The organism is Streptomyces sp. NPDC047525 (genome assembly GCF_040643025.1).
In the GTDB taxonomy this organism is placed as follows: domain Bacteria; phylum Actinomycetota; class Actinomycetes; order Streptomycetales; family Streptomycetaceae; genus Streptomyces; species Streptomyces durmitorensis.
Genome location: NZ_JBEYTL010000001.1, coordinates 815357 through 829808, shown reverse-complemented (window position 1 = coordinate 829808; position 14452 = coordinate 815357). Strand labels below are relative to the sequence as shown.

The window sequence follows — 14452 nt, the reverse complement described above, 5'->3', positions numbered from 1 at the left end:
TCGATTTACGTGTCCAGTGAAAGGTACCAAACTGCGGGGGACCGGGACGGGACGCGCACCGGACCGCTCCTGACGCGGGCCGCGCCGCCGCCCGCTTCCTCTCGTGATCGGCCTGCTTCTGCAGGCCGAGCCGCGGTTCGGGCAGTTGTAGCGTTTGAAGACCATTGGCAGCGGTGAAAGGCGGAGCGTGCCCATGCACGGCGCAGGCGATCGGATCGACACCTCGACCGCGCATTCGGCGCGGGTGTACGACTACATCCTGGGAGGCAAGGACCACTACCTTGTCGACGCCGAGGCGGGCGACGCCATGTGTCAGCACTGGCCGGCGCTGCCCGTGCACATGCTGGAGAACCGGCGGTTCATGCACCGTGCCGGGCGCTGCCTCGCCCAGGAGCACGGTGTCCGGCAGTTCCTCGACATAGGCACCGGCCTGCCCACAGCCCCCAACCTGCATGAGGTGGTGCAGGAGGTGGCACCGGAGTCCCGTGTGGTCTATGTCGACAACGACCCCATCGTCCTGGCTCACGCCCGCGCCCTCCTGCAGGGCTCATCCGAGGGGGCGACCGCCTACATCGACGCTGACATGCACGACCCGGACGCCATCCTGGAGAGTCCCGAATTCCGTGCGCTGATCGACGTGAACGAGCCGGTCGGCTTGATGGTCATCGGAATCCTGCACTTCATCTTGCCGCCGGACGACCGGCGTCTGGTGCAGCGACTGCTCGAACCGCTGCCGTCGGGCAGCTTCCTGGCGATGACCATCGGCACCGCCGACTTCGCGCCCGAGGAAGTCGGACGGGTGGCCGAGGAATACACCCAGCAGGGCATGCCCATGGCGCTGCGCGACCTGCCGACCGCCACCTCCCTCTTCGACGGAATGGACCTGGTCGAGCCCGGCGTCACCCAGGTTCACAAATGGCGACCGGGCCCCGAGCAGGACGGCATCGACGACCGGGCCATCGCCATGTACGGGGCGGTGGCCCGTAAGCCCTGACCAGTTGTGACGTCCAGGCACCAGGCAGGAGTTGGTGTCGCTCGGCGGGATGCGGTGGCCCGCCGGAGGGCTGGGGCAGTTCGCCACCGCCGCCTGTGCCTTCGGGCCGCCGCTCCTCAAGGAGGCGGGGGACAACCCCACTTGGGTACGGGGTTCTCCCGGAGTGTGCCGGGATGTCCGCCCCCCTAGCGTGCAGGCATGTCAACTACCCGATGCGTCAAGGTCTTTGCGGCGTGCGTGGCGGTGGTCGCCGCCGCCACTACGACGGCGACCACCGCCGCAACCGCGACGACCCCCGCCGCCCCCGCCACTGCGACCCCCGCCGCCCCGGGCCCGTTAGCCCGCTTCCACGACCAGCACGTCGACTGGCACGCCTGCGCCCTCGGCGCCGACGACGAGGACGGCCAGGAGCTGGACGCCGCCGGCGCCGATTGCGCTGACATCGACGTACCGCTCGACTACGCGGACCCCGGCGGCCGCACCATCACCGTCGCCATATCCCGCCTGAAGGCCACCGACACCGCCCGCCGCGTCGGCCCGCTGCTGCTCAATGACGGAGGACCGGCCGGCCCCGGCCTCCGTATGCCGGTGACCAAGTCGAAGGTGATGGGCGAGGTCGCCGACCGCTACGACCTGATCGGCATGGACCCGCGCTTCGTCGGTCGGAGCACCCCGCTGGACTGCGGCTGGGACCTCGGCTCCGCCCCCCTGCGCTCCGCGGGCGCCGACCTGGCGGCGTACCGCGAGGAGGTCTCCGTCGCGCGCGAGCTGGCCGGGCGGTGCAAACGCGCCCACGGCGATGTGCTGCCGTACGTCACCACCCGCAACACCGCCCGCGACATGGACGTCATCCGCGCCGCCCTCGGCGAGGACACCCTCTCCTACCTCGGCTACTCCTACGGAAGTTACCTCGGAGAGGTCTACACACAGCTCTTCCCCGGCCGCACCGACCGCATGGTGCTCGACGGCGTCAATTCCCCGAAGCGCTACAGCCACACCCTGCTGCGGGGTTCCGAGGCGGCCAACGAAGCGGCCCTGCGCGCATGGGCGTCGTGGGCCGCCGCACGGCACGCCACCTACGGTCTCGGCGCCACGCGCGCCGAGGTCCTGGCGACGGTGCAACACATCCTCGACGCCGCCGCACAGAAGCCGCTGCGGATCGGGGACGCGTACCTGCTGGACGAGCACGCGCTCCCCTTCCTCTTCATCGGCGGCCTCGGCAGCGACCTCGACGAGGAGCGCGCCGCCCTGGCCGCGACCGTACGTCTCCTGGCACGCGCCGCCGACCGGGAACCGGTCGAGCCGTCCGAAAGGCTTGCCGCTCAGCTGGAGTTCCTGCTGACCGGGGCAGGCTCGGCCCCCGCCAGCCAGATGACCGCGATCATCTGCGGCGACGTGGCCGAGCGGCGCGGCGTCGCCGGCTACTGGCGCGCGGTCGAGAAGTCCCGTGCACAGTTCCCCCTCACCGGACCGCTGGCCAACAACATCACCCCCTGCGAGTTCTGGGACCAGCCCGCCGAAGCGCCGACCGTGCTCGACAACGACGTCCCGGCACTGCTCGTCAACGCCACCGGCGACCCCCGCACCCTCTACGCCGACGCCAGGGCCATGCGCGAGCAGTGGCCCAGCTCCCGGCTGCTCACCGTCAAGGGCGCCCGCCAGCACGGCCTGTACGGCGAGTACGGCAACACCTGCGTCAACGAGCGCGTCAACGCCTACCTGCGGACGGGACGGCTCCCCACGCACGATCCGACCTGCGAGAAGTAGCGCCAGTGCCCCTGAAAGAACGGCGGGGTCGGGTGCGCGGCTCCACCACGCCGACGCTTCCGCCGGTCGGCCTGATCGACGTCCCTGCCTGACCAGGCTGCTTCCCCTTCGGACCAATCCGGTGGTCCCGGCTGCTCCGGATTACTCATGGAAGCTGCTCCGGGATTGCACCCAGCCGGATTCCGCGCAGAAGGGGAAAGCGAGGTGACGGTGAAATGACTGACGAAGAGTTCGACAAGCTGATGGCTCAGGCCCGCAGGGAGATCCTTCAGCGGCACTTTGCTCCGCCTCCTCGCCAGGAGAAGCGGGACGACGACGCGTATGCCGTCCGGGCCCGGCACGCGGAATTCGGTGCCTGCGCTCACTGAGCAGTGCCCCGTTCAGCGGTGAGTGCGTCGCGTCTCAGCTGGGCCATGCACCACGAGCAGGGAACCCTCAGTGCTCATGGAGTGGCTCGCGGTCAATATGTGAGCTTTAAAGGGAATTTTCTGTCGGAGACGCCAATCCGGCTCTGGTTCTGCTTCGAATTAACGGTGTGATCGAAATGGGCCGGTTTCAATGGATTCCTTCGGGGGTGAGTCGTCCGCCGGCCTCCATCGGCACTCGTACAAGAGCTCTTCGAGAGCTCATCTCGTCCCGAGGAGGGACTGATCATGACCACCCGAAGCATGATCCGCACTGCCGCTGTCTCTGCCGCGGCCATCGCCCTGCCCGTGTCCCTTGGGCTCCTCGCCCCAGCGGCTCACGCCGACGACAGCAAGCCGTTCGGGCCTGCGTGTTCGTCGGTTCCCAAAGAAGGGGCGGGCAGCCTGGACGGCATGGCCAAGGACCCGGTCGCCACGGCCGCGTCCAACAACCCGGAGCTGTCGACGCTCGTGACCGCGGTGAAGAAGGCGGGCCTGGTCGACACGCTCAACAACGCGAAGAACATCACCGTCTTCGCCCCGTCCAACGACGCCTTCGAGAAGATCCCGAAGGCTGACCTGGACAAGGTCCTCGCCGACAAGGATCAGCTCACCAAGATCCTCACATACCACGTGGTCGGCGAGAAGGCCGCGCCGAGCCAGCTGGAGATGGGTTCGTTCAAGACCCTTGAGGGCGGCGAGCTCACCACCAAGGGATCGGACGAGTCCTTCAAGGTCAATGACATGGCGAACGTCGTCTGCGGCAACGTCCAGACAGCCAACGCGACGGTCTACATCATCGACAGCGTCCTCATGCCGCCCAAGTAGGCGACTGACACGGCAAGGCAGGTCCGGGCTGTGGCGTCAGGAATGACGCCACAGCCCGGACGCATGAATCCGCGCGTCCGACTGGCCGGACATGTGACTGACCGGCCTTCTGTCGCCCTTCCGGGCCGTGCGGCGTGGGTCGCTTCGCGATCCGCCATGCGGCCGACGCGCGACTGTCAGTGCCGAGTGCCAGGCTGGTGTCACAAGGACCTGCGAAGGGAATCGTCGTGATCACCACTGACAACACTCCCGGATCCCCCTGTTGGCTCGACCTCGGTACCCCCGACGTCCCGGCCACCGCTGCCTTCTACGGCGCGGTGCTCGGCTGGGAGTACGAGTCCATGGGCGAGGCGGACGGGGAAGGCGGCATGTTCCAGAAGGACGGCAAGACCGTCGCCGGGCTCGGCAAACTCACCGAGGAGGGCGCGCGCCCGGCCTGGATGATCTATTACACGGTCACCGACGCGGACGCCACGACTCAGGCCGTCGAGCGCGCGGGCGGCACGGTGCGGGTGGCGCCCAGGGACCTCGACGACTGGGGACGGATGGCGCAGTACACCGACCCGCTGGGGGGCCAGTTCGCCGTCTGGCAGCCGGGCACGAACTCGGGCTTCGAGCTGGCGGACGACCCGGGCTCGCTGTCCTGGGCCGAGCTGTTCACGACCGACGTGGCCGCCGCGAAGGAGTTCTACGGCGGCGTCCTCGGCTGGCAGTTCAGCAACATGGAACTGCCGGGCGGCGCCGGCACGTACACCCTCGTCACCCCCGCCGGCCTTCCCGAAGAGCGCATGCAGGGCGGCCTGATGGAGCTGAGCGAGAAGGACCTCACGCTGACGGACGGTCGGCCGTACTGGCACCCGGTCTTCGCGGTCACCGACTGCGACGCCGCGGTCGCCCAGGTCACCGGGAACGGCGGCAGCGTGGTGATGGGGCCCGACGACGCGGAGGGCGTCGGCCGGTTGGCCGTCTGCCGCGACCCGTCGAACGCGGAATTCGTGGTGCTCAACCCCGTCGAGAGCTGAGCTCGTCCCCCTGGCTGAGCCCCTAGGAACCAACGACATCGCCGTCCTTCCGGTGGGCCCGGACCCAGAGGTGGGTGGGGCTAGGCCCACTTCTGGGCTGACCAGGGGGGGGAATCGGGCCGTGTGCCGTGCAGAGTGGACGCACCGAGCCGCACCGGCCGGGGTTCATGAAGCAGAGGGAAGAGTCATGCGACAGGTCGTGTCGTGGGTGGGGAGCGCCTGCGTGGGGTTCGTCCGGGCGTGCGTGGTGGTGATCGTCAGCATGGTGGTTCCGGCCGTGTGGGCCGTTGCCGTGGCGTGGGGGATCTGGTGGGGAGCGGGCAACCCGTGGTCGTGGGTCGCGCCGGTGGTGGTGGCGGGTGTCGGTACGTTCGGCCTGTCCCGCCCGGTCTGCCGGATGTTTCGCTTCCTCGTCGCGCGGTGGACAGGCACCGTCATCCCCGACGGATACCGGCAGGCCGAGCCCGTGATGCGGATGTCCACCGGGTTCTGGTGGAACGGCTTCTCGTACGAGCGCACCCGCCGCGACGCCTTGATGGACCAGCGGTGGCGGATCTGGTGGAGCGACCCGGCCGTCCGGCGTGACCTGCGCTTCACGGGGATCGCGCCGCTCACGGCGGGCGTGATCGCGGCCGTCCCGCCGGCCGGCGTCGCGGCGGCGGCCGGCGGGTTCAGCCAGCCCTCGCTCTCCGCACACCTCGTCGGAGGGTTCGGCCTCCTCGCCGCGATCGCGAGTGCTCCGTACGCCTGGCGGGCCGTCGAGCCGGTGGCCGCCCGCTTCCTGCGCGCGTCTCCCGCGATGGTCCTCGCCGCCCGGGTGGACGAACTGACGGCCCAGCGCGCCGACACGACCGTCGCGCAGGCCGCCGAGATCCGCCGGATCGAACGCGACCTGCACGACGGGGCGCAGGCACGGCTCGTCGGGCTCGGGCTCTCCTTGGCGACGGCCGAGAAGCTGATGGAGACCGATCCCGACCAGGCCAGGGCGCTGATGCGGGAGGCGCGAGCGGGCGCCACCACGTCACTGGCCGAGCTCCGCGAACTGGTCAAGGGGATCAACCCGCCGGTGCTCAACGACCGAGGGCTCATCGATGCCGTTCGCGCTCTCGCCCTCGACAGCCCGCTGGAAGCGGCTGTCACCGCCGACGTGTCGCTGCGCCTCGACCCGCCGATCGAGTCCGCCGCGTACTTCGGGATCGCCGAACTGCTGACCAACGCGGTCAAGCACGCACACGCGACCCGGGCGCGGATCTCCTTCGCGCGGGACGGCACCGGTCTCGTCGTGGACGTCGAGGACGACGGCCGGGGAGGGGCGAGCGTGCGCGCCGACGGTGGACTCGCGGGGCTGCGCCGCCGCCTCGCGGCCTTCGACGGCACCCTGGAGATCACCAGCCCGGCAGGCGGCCCGACCCGCGTGAGAATAGTGGTGCCATGCGAATCGTCGTAGCCGAAGACCTCTACCTCCTGCGTGACGGAATGGTCCGCCTCATCGAGGCGTGCGGACACGAGGTGGTGGCCACGGCGGCCACCGGCCCCGAGACGCTCGACGCGCTCCTGAAGTGGCGCCCGGACGTCGCCGTCGTCGACGTCCGCATGCCGCCGACCCAGACGGACGAGGGCCTGCGGGCGGCTCTGGCCGCCCGCGGTGAAGTGCCGGGACTGCCGGTCCTGATCCTCTCCCAGTACGTCGAACAGCTCTATGCCCGCGAGCTGTTGGCCGACGGCACCGGCGGCATCGGCTACTTCCTCAAGGAGAGCGTGTTCGACGCCGACCAGTTCATCGACGCCCTGGAACGCGTCGCCGCCGGTGGCACCGCCATGGACCCGGCCGTCATCGCGAAGCTGCTGTCCAGCGGGTCGTCGAACCGGCTGCTTGACCGGCTCACCGAACGCGAACACTCCGTGCTCGCCCTCATGGCCGAGGGACTGTCCAACCAGGCCATCGCCGGGCGGCTCTTCCTGAGCGACAGCGCCATCAGCAAGTACACCACCTTGCTCTTCGGCAAGCTCGGCATCACCGATGACGACAGCAACAACCGTCGCGTCCTCGCCGTCCTCACCTATCTGAACAACCCCTGACGCGGGTACGGACCGGGGCGGTACGCCGTGTAGCGGGCCGCGGTCGTCGGGTCGGCCTGCTGGGCGCGGGAGTTGAGGGCGGACGGTGAGGTGTCGTCCCAGTGGCCCGCCGTGATCCGGTGGTCGATCGCGTGCACGGCGGCGAGCTGTTCGGCGGGGCTGAAGGTGCAGTGCCCGGCATGGTTGGTGTACGCCTGGCGCAGCAGCGGGGCGCGGCCCGCCGAGGCCACCGCGCGCCGGTAGGCGCTCTCCACCTCCACCGGGACGAGCGCGTCACCGGTGGTGTGGATGTCGAACTGGGGCTTGCTCAGGCGGCCGGAGGGCGCGGCGTGCTCGGCCATGTAGCGCACCGCGCGGGGCTGTGCGCTGACACGGGGCGCGCGGGCGAGGTCGTCGAGGTCGTGCCGGAGGGAAAGGCCCGCCGACTTGTACAGGGCCTTGACCTGCTTGTAGTGGGCGGAACGGGCCAGCATCGCCGAGTAGTCGACGCCCGTGTTCCAGGACATGTTGCCGCCCGCGCGGCGCTCGGCCTCCTCCCGCCAGACGAAGCCGGGCTGCGCCACCAGGCCGCGTACCGCCGTGAATTGGTTCGCCTGCTGGGCGGCGTGGTCGTCGGGGGCGGGCCGGGGCGTGTTCGGGTCGTTCCAGCCCGGGATGTTGTGGAGCGCGGCGGCGAGCGCGATGCGGGCCCGGCCGTCCGCGGTGTTCTGCGCCGCGCCCAGGGTCTCGCCGAGCCGCTCGGCGGAGGCGGCCGCGTCGGAGGCGTCCTTGAACCCGGTCAGCCGGATGCCCCGGATGCCGGAGCCGCCTGCGGCACCGCCTGCGGCTCCACCTCCGGCCGAGTCACCGGAGCCGGGCGCGAGGAGGGTACGGAGGGCGAACGTGGCGTCCAGCGTGGAGTTCCAGTTGGCGACCCCGCCGTGCACGAGGCCGCACATGGAGAGGGAGCCGTCGATGCGTCCCGCATGGCGCTCGGCGATCGCCGTGGTGATCAGGCCGCCGAGCGACTGGCCCCAGGCGAGCGTACGTCCGGCCTCGCCGACCTCCCCTCTGAAGGCGTCGAGCGCCGCCAGTTGGTCGGGCACCGCCTGCTCCACCGACCAGCCGTTCGTCGCGTACGAGGAGCCGACGAGCGCGTAACCCTCCTTCAGGAGCAGCTTCTTGGTGGGTTCGTCGGGGGCGTTCACGGCCGGGTTGGGGGCGCCTTCGGGGCGGTATCCGTGGCTGAAGAGCAGCACGGTGCCGTTCCAGTCGGCCGGGGTGTCGATCATGTACGTGGCGCCGGACGGGAGGGTGCCCTCCAGGTGGCGGGGGTCGGGCCGTGCGGCGGAGGCCGGGGCTGCTGCCGCCACCAGGAGCAGCAGGGCGGCGAGACCGACCGCGGGGCGGCGGGCGGTGCGTGGCCGGGCGATGCGTGTCATGCGGAGTCTCCTCGTACGGAGGGCGCGGGGGATGCAGGGGAAGCAGAGGACGCGAGAGGCGTGGCGGCCTGCGTGGCGAGGTCGTCCGCGTGGGTCTCCTTCACCCGCCAGACGGCCAGCGCCGTGATCACACCTCCGGCCGTGAGCAGCAGGGCGACGGCGTCGCTGGAGTCGTGGGCGGCGAGCAGTCCGCTGGCGATCAGCGGAGAGAAACCGGCGCCAAGGAGCGTCGCCGTCTGGTAGCCGAGCGAGGCGCCGGTGTAGCGCACCCGGGTCGAGAACATCTCGCTGAACAGGGCGCCCAGCGGCCCGTACATCACGGACTGGGCGATCCCGTGCCCGATCACGCAGGCCAGGATCAGCAGGCCCGGCCGGTGACTGTCCACGAGCGCGAAGACCGGGAAGGCGGTGGCCGCCGACAGCAGGGCCCCGGCCAGGACAAGGGGGCGGCGCCCGAAGCGGTCGGAGAGGAGGTTCGCGCACGGCAGCACCACGAGGGCCACGCAGGAGGCGACGGTGACCCCGGTGAGCACCTGCGGGCGCGTGTACCCCTCGTCGACCGCGTACGAGATCATGAAGCTCGTCATCAGCGCCTGCGCGGTGAACGGGCCGATGCCGACCGCCGATGCGAGGAGCACCGGGCGCGGCGCGCGCAGGACTTCGAGCAGCGGCATCCGCGCACGCTCCCGCCGCTGCGAGAGCGAGGCGAAGAGCGGGCTCTCGGTGACCTTGAGGCGGATGTAGAGGCCCGCGCCGAGCAGCAGGACGGAGAGCAGGAAGGGCACACGCCAGCCCCAGGCCCGGAAGTCGTCGTCGGGCAGGGTGCTCACCAGGGCGACGACCCCGGTGGACAGGACCGTGCCCAGCGGGGCGCCGAGTTGGGTGAAGCTGGTCCACAGTCCGCGCGGCCGGTCGCCCGCGTGCTCGGCGACCATGAGCGTGGCGCCGCCCCATTCACCGCCGATCGCGATGCCCTGCACGACGCGGAGCAGGACGAGAAGGACGGGCGCCCAGACGCCGATCGTGTCGTACGTGGGAAGCAGGCCGATGAGGAAGCTGCCCGCGCCCATCAGGACCATGGTCAGGAGCATCATCGACTTGCGGCCGAGCCGGTCGCCGAAGTGGCCGAAGACGATGCCGCCGAGGGGCCGGGCGAGGTAGCCCGCGGCGAACGTGCCGAAGGCGGCCACCGTGCCCACCGCCGGGTCGGCGTCGGGGAAGAAGAGGTCGCCGAAGACGAGTGCGGCGACGGTGCCGTACACGAGGAAGTCGTAGAACTCGATCGCTGTGCCGAGCAGTCCGGACAGGGCGACGCGGCGCAGTTGCCCGGCTCCCTCCCCGGATCTCTCCTCGGGTCCTGCCTTCGAGCTCGTGCTTCCGGCGGGCGGGTGCGTCATGGTGCCGGGCTCCTCAGGCGTAGAAGCGGGACAGGCTGCGCAGGACACAGGCCGGCTTGTCGCCGCCCTCGATCTCGACCGTGCCGTCGACCGCGATCTGCACCCCGCCCCGCACCTCGTCGACGGAGGCGAGCGTGGCGCGCAGACGTATCCGGGAGCCCGCCTTCACGGGGGAGGGGAAACGCACCTTGTCCAGGCCGTAGTTGACCTTCGTGGTGACGCCCTGGACGTCGAGGAGATCGGTGAAGAGGGGGATGAAGAGGGACAGGGTGAGGTAGCCGTGCGCGATCGGTGCCCCGAAGGGTCCCTGTGCGGCCTTCTCGGGGTCGGTGTGGATCCACTGGTGGTCGTCGGTCGCGTCGGCGAAGGTGTCGATGCGGCCTTGGCCGACCTCCAGCCAGTCGGTGACGCCGAGTTCGCTTCCGGCGAGGGCGTGCAGTTCGTCAAGTCCCTTGGCGGTGACGGTCATTGAGGTGCTTCTCCTTCACGAGTGGGTGCCTGGGTGCCGCCGCCGTGGTCGCGGCGCAGGCTGGGCTTGTGGAGCTTCCCGGAGGCGGTGCGCGGCAGTTCGCGCACGCACACCACCGACTTGGGGATCTTGTACTTGGCGAGCCGCCCGGACAGGAAGCCGCGTACGTCGTCCGGGGCGGGGGCCGTGCCCTCGCGGGGCACGACGACGGCGCGCGGCACTTCGCCCCAGCGCGCGTCCGGCACCCCGATGACGGCGCACTCCGCCACGTCGGGGTGGGCGAGGAGCGCGCTCTCGACCTCGGCGGGGTAGATGTTCTCGCCGCCGGAGATGATCACGTCCTTGAGGCGGTCGGCGATGGTGACGAAGCCGTCGGGGTCCACCCGTGCCGCGTCGCCGGTGCGGAACCAGCCGTCGGCGAAGGAGGCGGCGGTCTCGTCGGGCAACTGCCAGTAACCGGCCATGACATGAGGGCCGCGCACCAGGACCTCGCCGGTCTCTCCGGTGGCCGCCGGGCCGAGGTCGGGGCGTACGACGCGTACGTCGGTGAAGAAGTGCGGCACCCCGGCCGAGCCCGCCTTGCGCTGCGCGTGCTCGGCGTCGAGATAGAGCACGCCGGGCGCGGCCTCCGTCATCCCGTACCCCTGCTGGAAGGCGAGACCGCGCTGGGCGTACGCCTCGATCAGCGGCCCGGGAACGGGTGCCCCGCCGCACATCAGGATCCGCAGCGTGGACAGGTCGGCCGCACGCCAGCGCGGCTCGCGGGTGAGGCGCTCGTACATCGTGGGCACCCCGAACATCGCGCCGACGCCGTGCCGTTCGACGAGGCGGAGAGCCTCGGCCGGGTCGAAGGACGCGACCAGTACGCAGTGGCCGCCCTTGAGGAGCACGGGGAGGGCGAGCATGCCGAGTGCCGCGGCGTGGAAGAGAGGCGCGGAGACCAGAGCGACGGTGTCGGCGGTGAGGTCGGCGTCGACGAGGACGTTGACGGCGTTCCAGGTGAGGTTGGCGTGGGTGAGCATGGCGCCCTTGGGGCGGCCCGTGGTGCCGGAGGTGTACATCAGGAGGCACACGTCGTCAGCGCCGACCGCCTCGTCAAGCGGATCCTCGACGGAGCGCTCGATCAACTCCTCGTACTCCGCGCCTACTTCGACGCAGAGATCCACCTGTCCTGCCTGCCGCAGCTCCGCCACGACAGCGGTGTGCGCGGGGGAGTGGATCAGTGTGCGGGCGCCCGCGTCGGCCAGTTGATACGCGAGCTCGGGCGCGGTCAGGCGGGTGTTGAGCGGCACGAAGACCGCGCCGAGTGCTCCGGTCGCGAAGAAGGTCTCGAGGAAGGCCGGGTGGTTGGGGCCGAGGTGGGCGACCCGGTCGCCGCGCCGGACACCGCGGGCCCGCAGGGCGTGCGCGAGCCGGAGGACGCGGGAGTGCAGGGCGGCGTAAGTGGTGGTGCGGCCCTCGTAGGTGAGGGCGGTGCGGTGCGGGGTCTTGCGGGCCCGGCGCGCGGGCCAGGAGCCGAGTCCTTCGTTGCGCATGGCGCCCCCTCTACTTGAGCCCGAGCAGACGGGCGGCGTTCTCCTTGAGGATCTTGGGGCGGACCTCGTCCTTGATCGCCAGCTTCGCGAAGTCGGCGAGCCAGCGGTCGGGCGTGAGGACGGGGAAGTCGGAGCCGAAGAGGACCTTGTCCTTGAGCAAGGTGTTCGCGTAGTGCACGAGCCCGGGCGGGAAGTACTTCGGCGACCACCCCGACAGGTCGATGTGCACGCCCGGCTTGTGCGTGGCGACGGCGAGCGCCTCGTCCTGCCAGGGGAAGGACGGGTGCGCGAGGATGATCTTCAGATGCGGGAAGTCGGCGGCGACGTCGTCGACGTGCATCGGATTCGAGTACTTCAGCCGGATCCCGCCGCCGCCCGGCACGCCCGCGCCGATGCCGGTCTGCCCGGTGTGGAAGAGGGCGACGCAGCCGGTCTCTTCGATGACCTCGTACAACGCGTAGGCGAGAGAACGGTCGTTGGGGAAGAAGCCCTGAATGCTGGGATGGAACTTGAAGCCCTTGACGCCGTACTCCTCCACGAGCCGGCGGGCCTGCCGCACGCCCGCCTTCCCCCGGAACGGGTCGACGGACGCGAACGGGATGAGCACGTCCGGGTGGGCGGCGGCGGCCTCGGCGACCTCCTCGTTCGGGACGGGCACGGTGCCGGTGGCGGACTCGGCGTCCACGGTGAAGACGACGGCCGCCATCTTGCGCTCGCGGTAGTAGGCGGCCATCTCCTGGAGGGTGGGCCTGCGCTTGCGGGCCTCGACCTTGAAGTAGGCGCTGGAAGCGGCGTCGAGGTCCTCGGCGAGCGAGGCGTGCCCCTGGGACGAGACCTCGGCGTGCGTGTGGACGTCGATGGCGGTGAGCTCGGAGAGGTCCAACTCCCTCACGCCCCAGGGATCTTGGGTGCGGGGATGCCGACCGTCTCCGGGGCGCTGCCCACCGACGTGTGCCAGGCGGCGGCGATGGCCTGAGGGGTCCAGCCGCCGTCCGCGTACGCCACGGAGGCCTCCTGCGGATGCGACCACAGGGCGAGCCGGTCGCCGCCGATGCCGACGCACTGCCCGGTCACGTCGTGGGCGAAGCGGGATGCCAGGAACGGGACGAGCGCGGCACAGTCGTCGGCCGTCCCGAACCCCTCGCCCTTGCGGAGGAAGTCCGGCAGCGGCTGTCCCTCCCTCATGGCCGCGACGTAGGGGGCGAAGGCCGGGATGGTCTCGGTCATCGCGGTGGCGGCCACCGGCACGATCGCGTTGACCGTGATGTCGGCCCTGGCCAGCTCCATCGACCAGGTGCGCACCATGGCCGCGATCCCGGCCTTGGCGGCGGCGTAGTTGGTCTGCCCGAAGTTGCCGCGCTGCCCGGCGGGGGAGCCGACCAGGATCAGACTGCCGCCCTCGCCCTGCTCCCGCATGCGTACGGCGGCGGCGCGGGCGCAGGTGAAGGTGCCCCGCAGATGGGTGGTGACGACCGCGTCGAAGTCCTCGTCGGACATCTTCCACAGCACCCGGTCGCGCAGGATCCCGGCGTTGGTCACCATCGCGTCGAGCCGCCCGAACTCGTCGACGGCACGGGCGACAAGGCGGTCGGCGGCCTCGGTGCTGCCGACCGCGGCCACCTCGGCGACGGCGCGCCCGCCCGCTTCGGCGATGGTCTTGACGGCGTGCTCGGCAGCCTCCGCATCGACGTCGTTGACGACCACCGAGGCCCCGGCGCGAGCGAGGGCAAGGGCGTAGGCGAGGCCGAGGCCGCGCCCCGATCCCGTGACGACGGCGACCTTGCCGCGCAGATCCACGGCGTATGAGTCCAGCACTGGAAAACCCCTTCAACAGGCAGCGAAAAGAGATGGGTTGGCGGGTCGGGGGAACACGACTCCGGTCGGCATCGGCCCGCAGAAAGGAAGCTAAGACAAACCATTGTTGTCGTCAATGATTGTTTCCAACATCAAAGATGCGGCATGCTGGACACTGTCAGCGACGATCGTCGTACGCCTGCGAAGCACCGATCAGGGAGAGCGCCCCTCATGACAAGACGGAAGACCACTGCCGAGCCCGTGGAGAAAGGGTCCGTCGACGAGGGAGCACCCTGGATGCGGGGCCTCCACGCGGATGCGGGCTACCTGCTCTACCGCCTCGGCCTGCGCTCGGGTCAGCTCTTCAACGCGGCACTCCAGAGATCAGGCCTCCGCCTGCGTCACTACGCGCTGCTGCGTTACCTGGCCACCGTGGAGGGTGCGGCACAGCGCGAACTGAGCCAGGAGCTCGGCTACGACCCCAGCGCGATCGTCGGCCTGGTGGACGACCTGGAGCGCCTCGGCTTCGTCGAGCGCCGCCCGGCCCCTGATGACAGGCGCCGCCGGATCGTGGCTCTGGCTCCCGCGGGCCACGATTTCCTGCGGGACTCCGACGAGGTGGCCCGGGGGGTCACTGATGAGCTGCTGGCCCCGCTCGACGCGGAGGAGCGGGAGACGCTGCATGTGTTGTTGTCTCGGGTGGCTCATACGGGTGGGGAGTGAGGGCGACCCTTTGCCGGGC

Annotated in this window: 14 protein-coding genes; 8 read left to right on the top strand and 6 right to left on the bottom strand. The window is 70.6% G+C overall.

From position 1 onward, the window contains the following. The first annotated feature begins 193 nt into the window (after positions 1 to 193). The 7 genes from ABZ833_RS03975 to ABZ833_RS03945 all read left to right on the top strand — a co-directional run bounded on the left by ABZ833_RS03975 (position 194) and on the right by ABZ833_RS03945 (position 7094). The gene (locus ABZ833_RS03975) at positions 194 to 994 is read left to right on the top strand and encodes an SAM-dependent methyltransferase (RefSeq protein ID WP_361040617.1); all 801 of its coding nucleotides are present in this window, start codon (positions 194 to 196) and stop codon (positions 992 to 994) included. 198 nt (positions 995 to 1192) lie between these two features. Further along, positions 1193 to 2761 carry an alpha/beta hydrolase gene (locus ABZ833_RS03970; protein ID WP_361040615.1) on the top strand — a complete coding sequence of 523 codons (1569 nt, stop codon included), beginning with the start codon at positions 1193 to 1195 and terminating at the stop codon, positions 2759 to 2761. A 215-nt stretch (positions 2762 to 2976) separates the two neighbouring features. Continuing rightward, complete coding sequence (locus tag ABZ833_RS03965; protein WP_361040613.1) at positions 2977 to 3129, top strand: hypothetical protein; 153 nt, start codon at positions 2977 to 2979, stop codon at positions 3127 to 3129. Positions 3130 to 3414: 285 nt separating this feature from the next. Continuing rightward, positions 3415 to 3993 carry a fasciclin domain-containing protein gene (locus ABZ833_RS03960; RefSeq protein WP_361040611.1) on the top strand — a complete coding sequence of 193 codons (579 nt, stop codon included), beginning with the start codon at positions 3415 to 3417 and terminating at the stop codon, positions 3991 to 3993. 227 nt (positions 3994 to 4220) lie between these two features. Further along, complete coding sequence (locus ABZ833_RS03955) at positions 4221 to 5015, top strand: VOC family protein (RefSeq protein WP_361040609.1); 795 nt, start codon at positions 4221 to 4223, stop codon at positions 5013 to 5015. 187 nt (positions 5016 to 5202) lie between these two features. Next, on the top strand, positions 5203 to 6462 hold the full coding sequence (locus ABZ833_RS03950; RefSeq protein ID WP_361040607.1) for a sensor histidine kinase: 1260 nt from the start codon (positions 5203 to 5205) through the stop codon (positions 6460 to 6462). Beyond that, complete coding sequence (locus ABZ833_RS03945) at positions 6447 to 7094, top strand: response regulator transcription factor (protein ID WP_361040605.1); 648 nt, start codon at positions 6447 to 6449, stop codon at positions 7092 to 7094. Before ABZ833_RS03950 ends, ABZ833_RS03945 begins: the two co-directional genes overlap by 16 nt. On the opposite strand, the gene ABZ833_RS03940 is transcribed toward ABZ833_RS03945, so the two are convergent. Genes ABZ833_RS03940 through ABZ833_RS03915 form a run of 6 tightly spaced genes read right to left on the bottom strand, consistent with a single transcriptional unit; the run spans position 7076 to position 13728 of the window. Further along, entirely contained in the window at positions 7076 to 8515 is a 1440-nt protein-coding gene (locus ABZ833_RS03940) for a hypothetical protein (RefSeq protein ID WP_361040603.1), read from the bottom strand. The genes ABZ833_RS03945 and ABZ833_RS03940 overlap by 19 nt on opposite strands. Next, complete coding sequence (locus ABZ833_RS03935; protein ID WP_361040600.1) at positions 8512 to 9912, bottom strand: MFS transporter; 1401 nt, start codon at positions 9910 to 9912, stop codon at positions 8512 to 8514. Before ABZ833_RS03935 ends, ABZ833_RS03940 begins: the two co-directional genes overlap by 4 nt. A 13-nt stretch (positions 9913 to 9925) precedes the next feature. Continuing rightward, positions 9926 to 10381, bottom strand: coding sequence for a MaoC family dehydratase (locus tag ABZ833_RS03930; protein WP_361040597.1), 456 nt, complete (start codon positions 10379 to 10381; stop codon positions 9926 to 9928). After that, the gene (locus ABZ833_RS03925; protein ID WP_361040594.1) at positions 10378 to 11916 is read right to left on the bottom strand and encodes a long-chain fatty acid--CoA ligase; all 1539 of its coding nucleotides are present in this window, start codon (positions 11914 to 11916) and stop codon (positions 10378 to 10380) included. Before ABZ833_RS03925 ends, ABZ833_RS03930 begins: the two co-directional genes overlap by 4 nt. Before the next feature lie 10 nt (positions 11917 to 11926). After that, positions 11927 to 12799 (bottom strand): amidohydrolase family protein, encoded by an 873-nt coding sequence (locus ABZ833_RS03920; protein WP_361041353.1) that lies wholly within the window; start codon positions 12797 to 12799, stop codon positions 11927 to 11929. A gap of 5 nt (positions 12800 to 12804) precedes the next feature. Beyond that, positions 12805 to 13728 carry an SDR family NAD(P)-dependent oxidoreductase gene (locus ABZ833_RS03915; protein WP_361041350.1) on the bottom strand — a complete coding sequence of 308 codons (924 nt, stop codon included), beginning with the start codon at positions 13726 to 13728 and terminating at the stop codon, positions 12805 to 12807. A gap of 279 nt (positions 13729 to 14007) precedes the next feature. On the opposite strand from ABZ833_RS03915, the gene ABZ833_RS03910 reads away from it, so the two are divergent. After that, positions 14008 to 14433, top strand: coding sequence for a MarR family winged helix-turn-helix transcriptional regulator (locus ABZ833_RS03910; RefSeq protein ID WP_361041348.1), 426 nt, complete (start codon positions 14008 to 14010; stop codon positions 14431 to 14433). The last annotated feature ends 19 nt before the right edge of the window (positions 14434 to 14452 follow it).

What these genes read in the sequence shown, in the direction of transcription:
- ABZ833_RS03965 (WP_361040613.1), top strand. Translation starts at nt 2,977, where the DNA reads ATGACTGACGAAGAGTTCGACAAGCTGATGGCTCAGGCCCGCAGGGAG.
- ABZ833_RS03930 (WP_361040597.1), bottom strand. Translation starts at nt 10,381, where the DNA reads ATGACCGTCACCGCCAAGGGACTTGACGAACTGCACGCCCTCGCCGGA.
- ABZ833_RS03975 (WP_361040617.1), top strand. Translation starts at nt 194, where the DNA reads ATGCACGGCGCAGGCGATCGGATCGACACCTCGACCGCGCATTCGGCG.
- ABZ833_RS03960 (WP_361040611.1), top strand. Translation starts at nt 3,415, where the DNA reads ATGACCACCCGAAGCATGATCCGCACTGCCGCTGTCTCTGCCGCGGCC.
- ABZ833_RS03970 (WP_361040615.1), top strand. Translation starts at nt 1,193, where the DNA reads ATGTCAACTACCCGATGCGTCAAGGTCTTTGCGGCGTGCGTGGCGGTG.
- ABZ833_RS03925 (WP_361040594.1), bottom strand. Translation starts at nt 11,916, where the DNA reads ATGCGCAACGAAGGACTCGGCTCCTGGCCCGCGCGCCGGGCCCGCAAG.
- ABZ833_RS03940 (WP_361040603.1), bottom strand. Translation starts at nt 8,515, where the DNA reads ATGACACGCATCGCCCGGCCACGCACCGCCCGCCGCCCCGCGGTCGGT.
- ABZ833_RS03910 (WP_361041348.1), top strand. Translation starts at nt 14,008, where the DNA reads ATGCGGGGCCTCCACGCGGATGCGGGCTACCTGCTCTACCGCCTCGGC.
- ABZ833_RS03950 (WP_361040607.1), top strand. Translation starts at nt 5,203, where the DNA reads ATGCGACAGGTCGTGTCGTGGGTGGGGAGCGCCTGCGTGGGGTTCGTC.
- ABZ833_RS03945 (WP_361040605.1), top strand. Translation starts at nt 6,447, where the DNA reads ATGCGAATCGTCGTAGCCGAAGACCTCTACCTCCTGCGTGACGGAATG.
- ABZ833_RS03935 (WP_361040600.1), bottom strand. Translation starts at nt 9,912, where the DNA reads ATGACGCACCCGCCCGCCGGAAGCACGAGCTCGAAGGCAGGACCCGAG.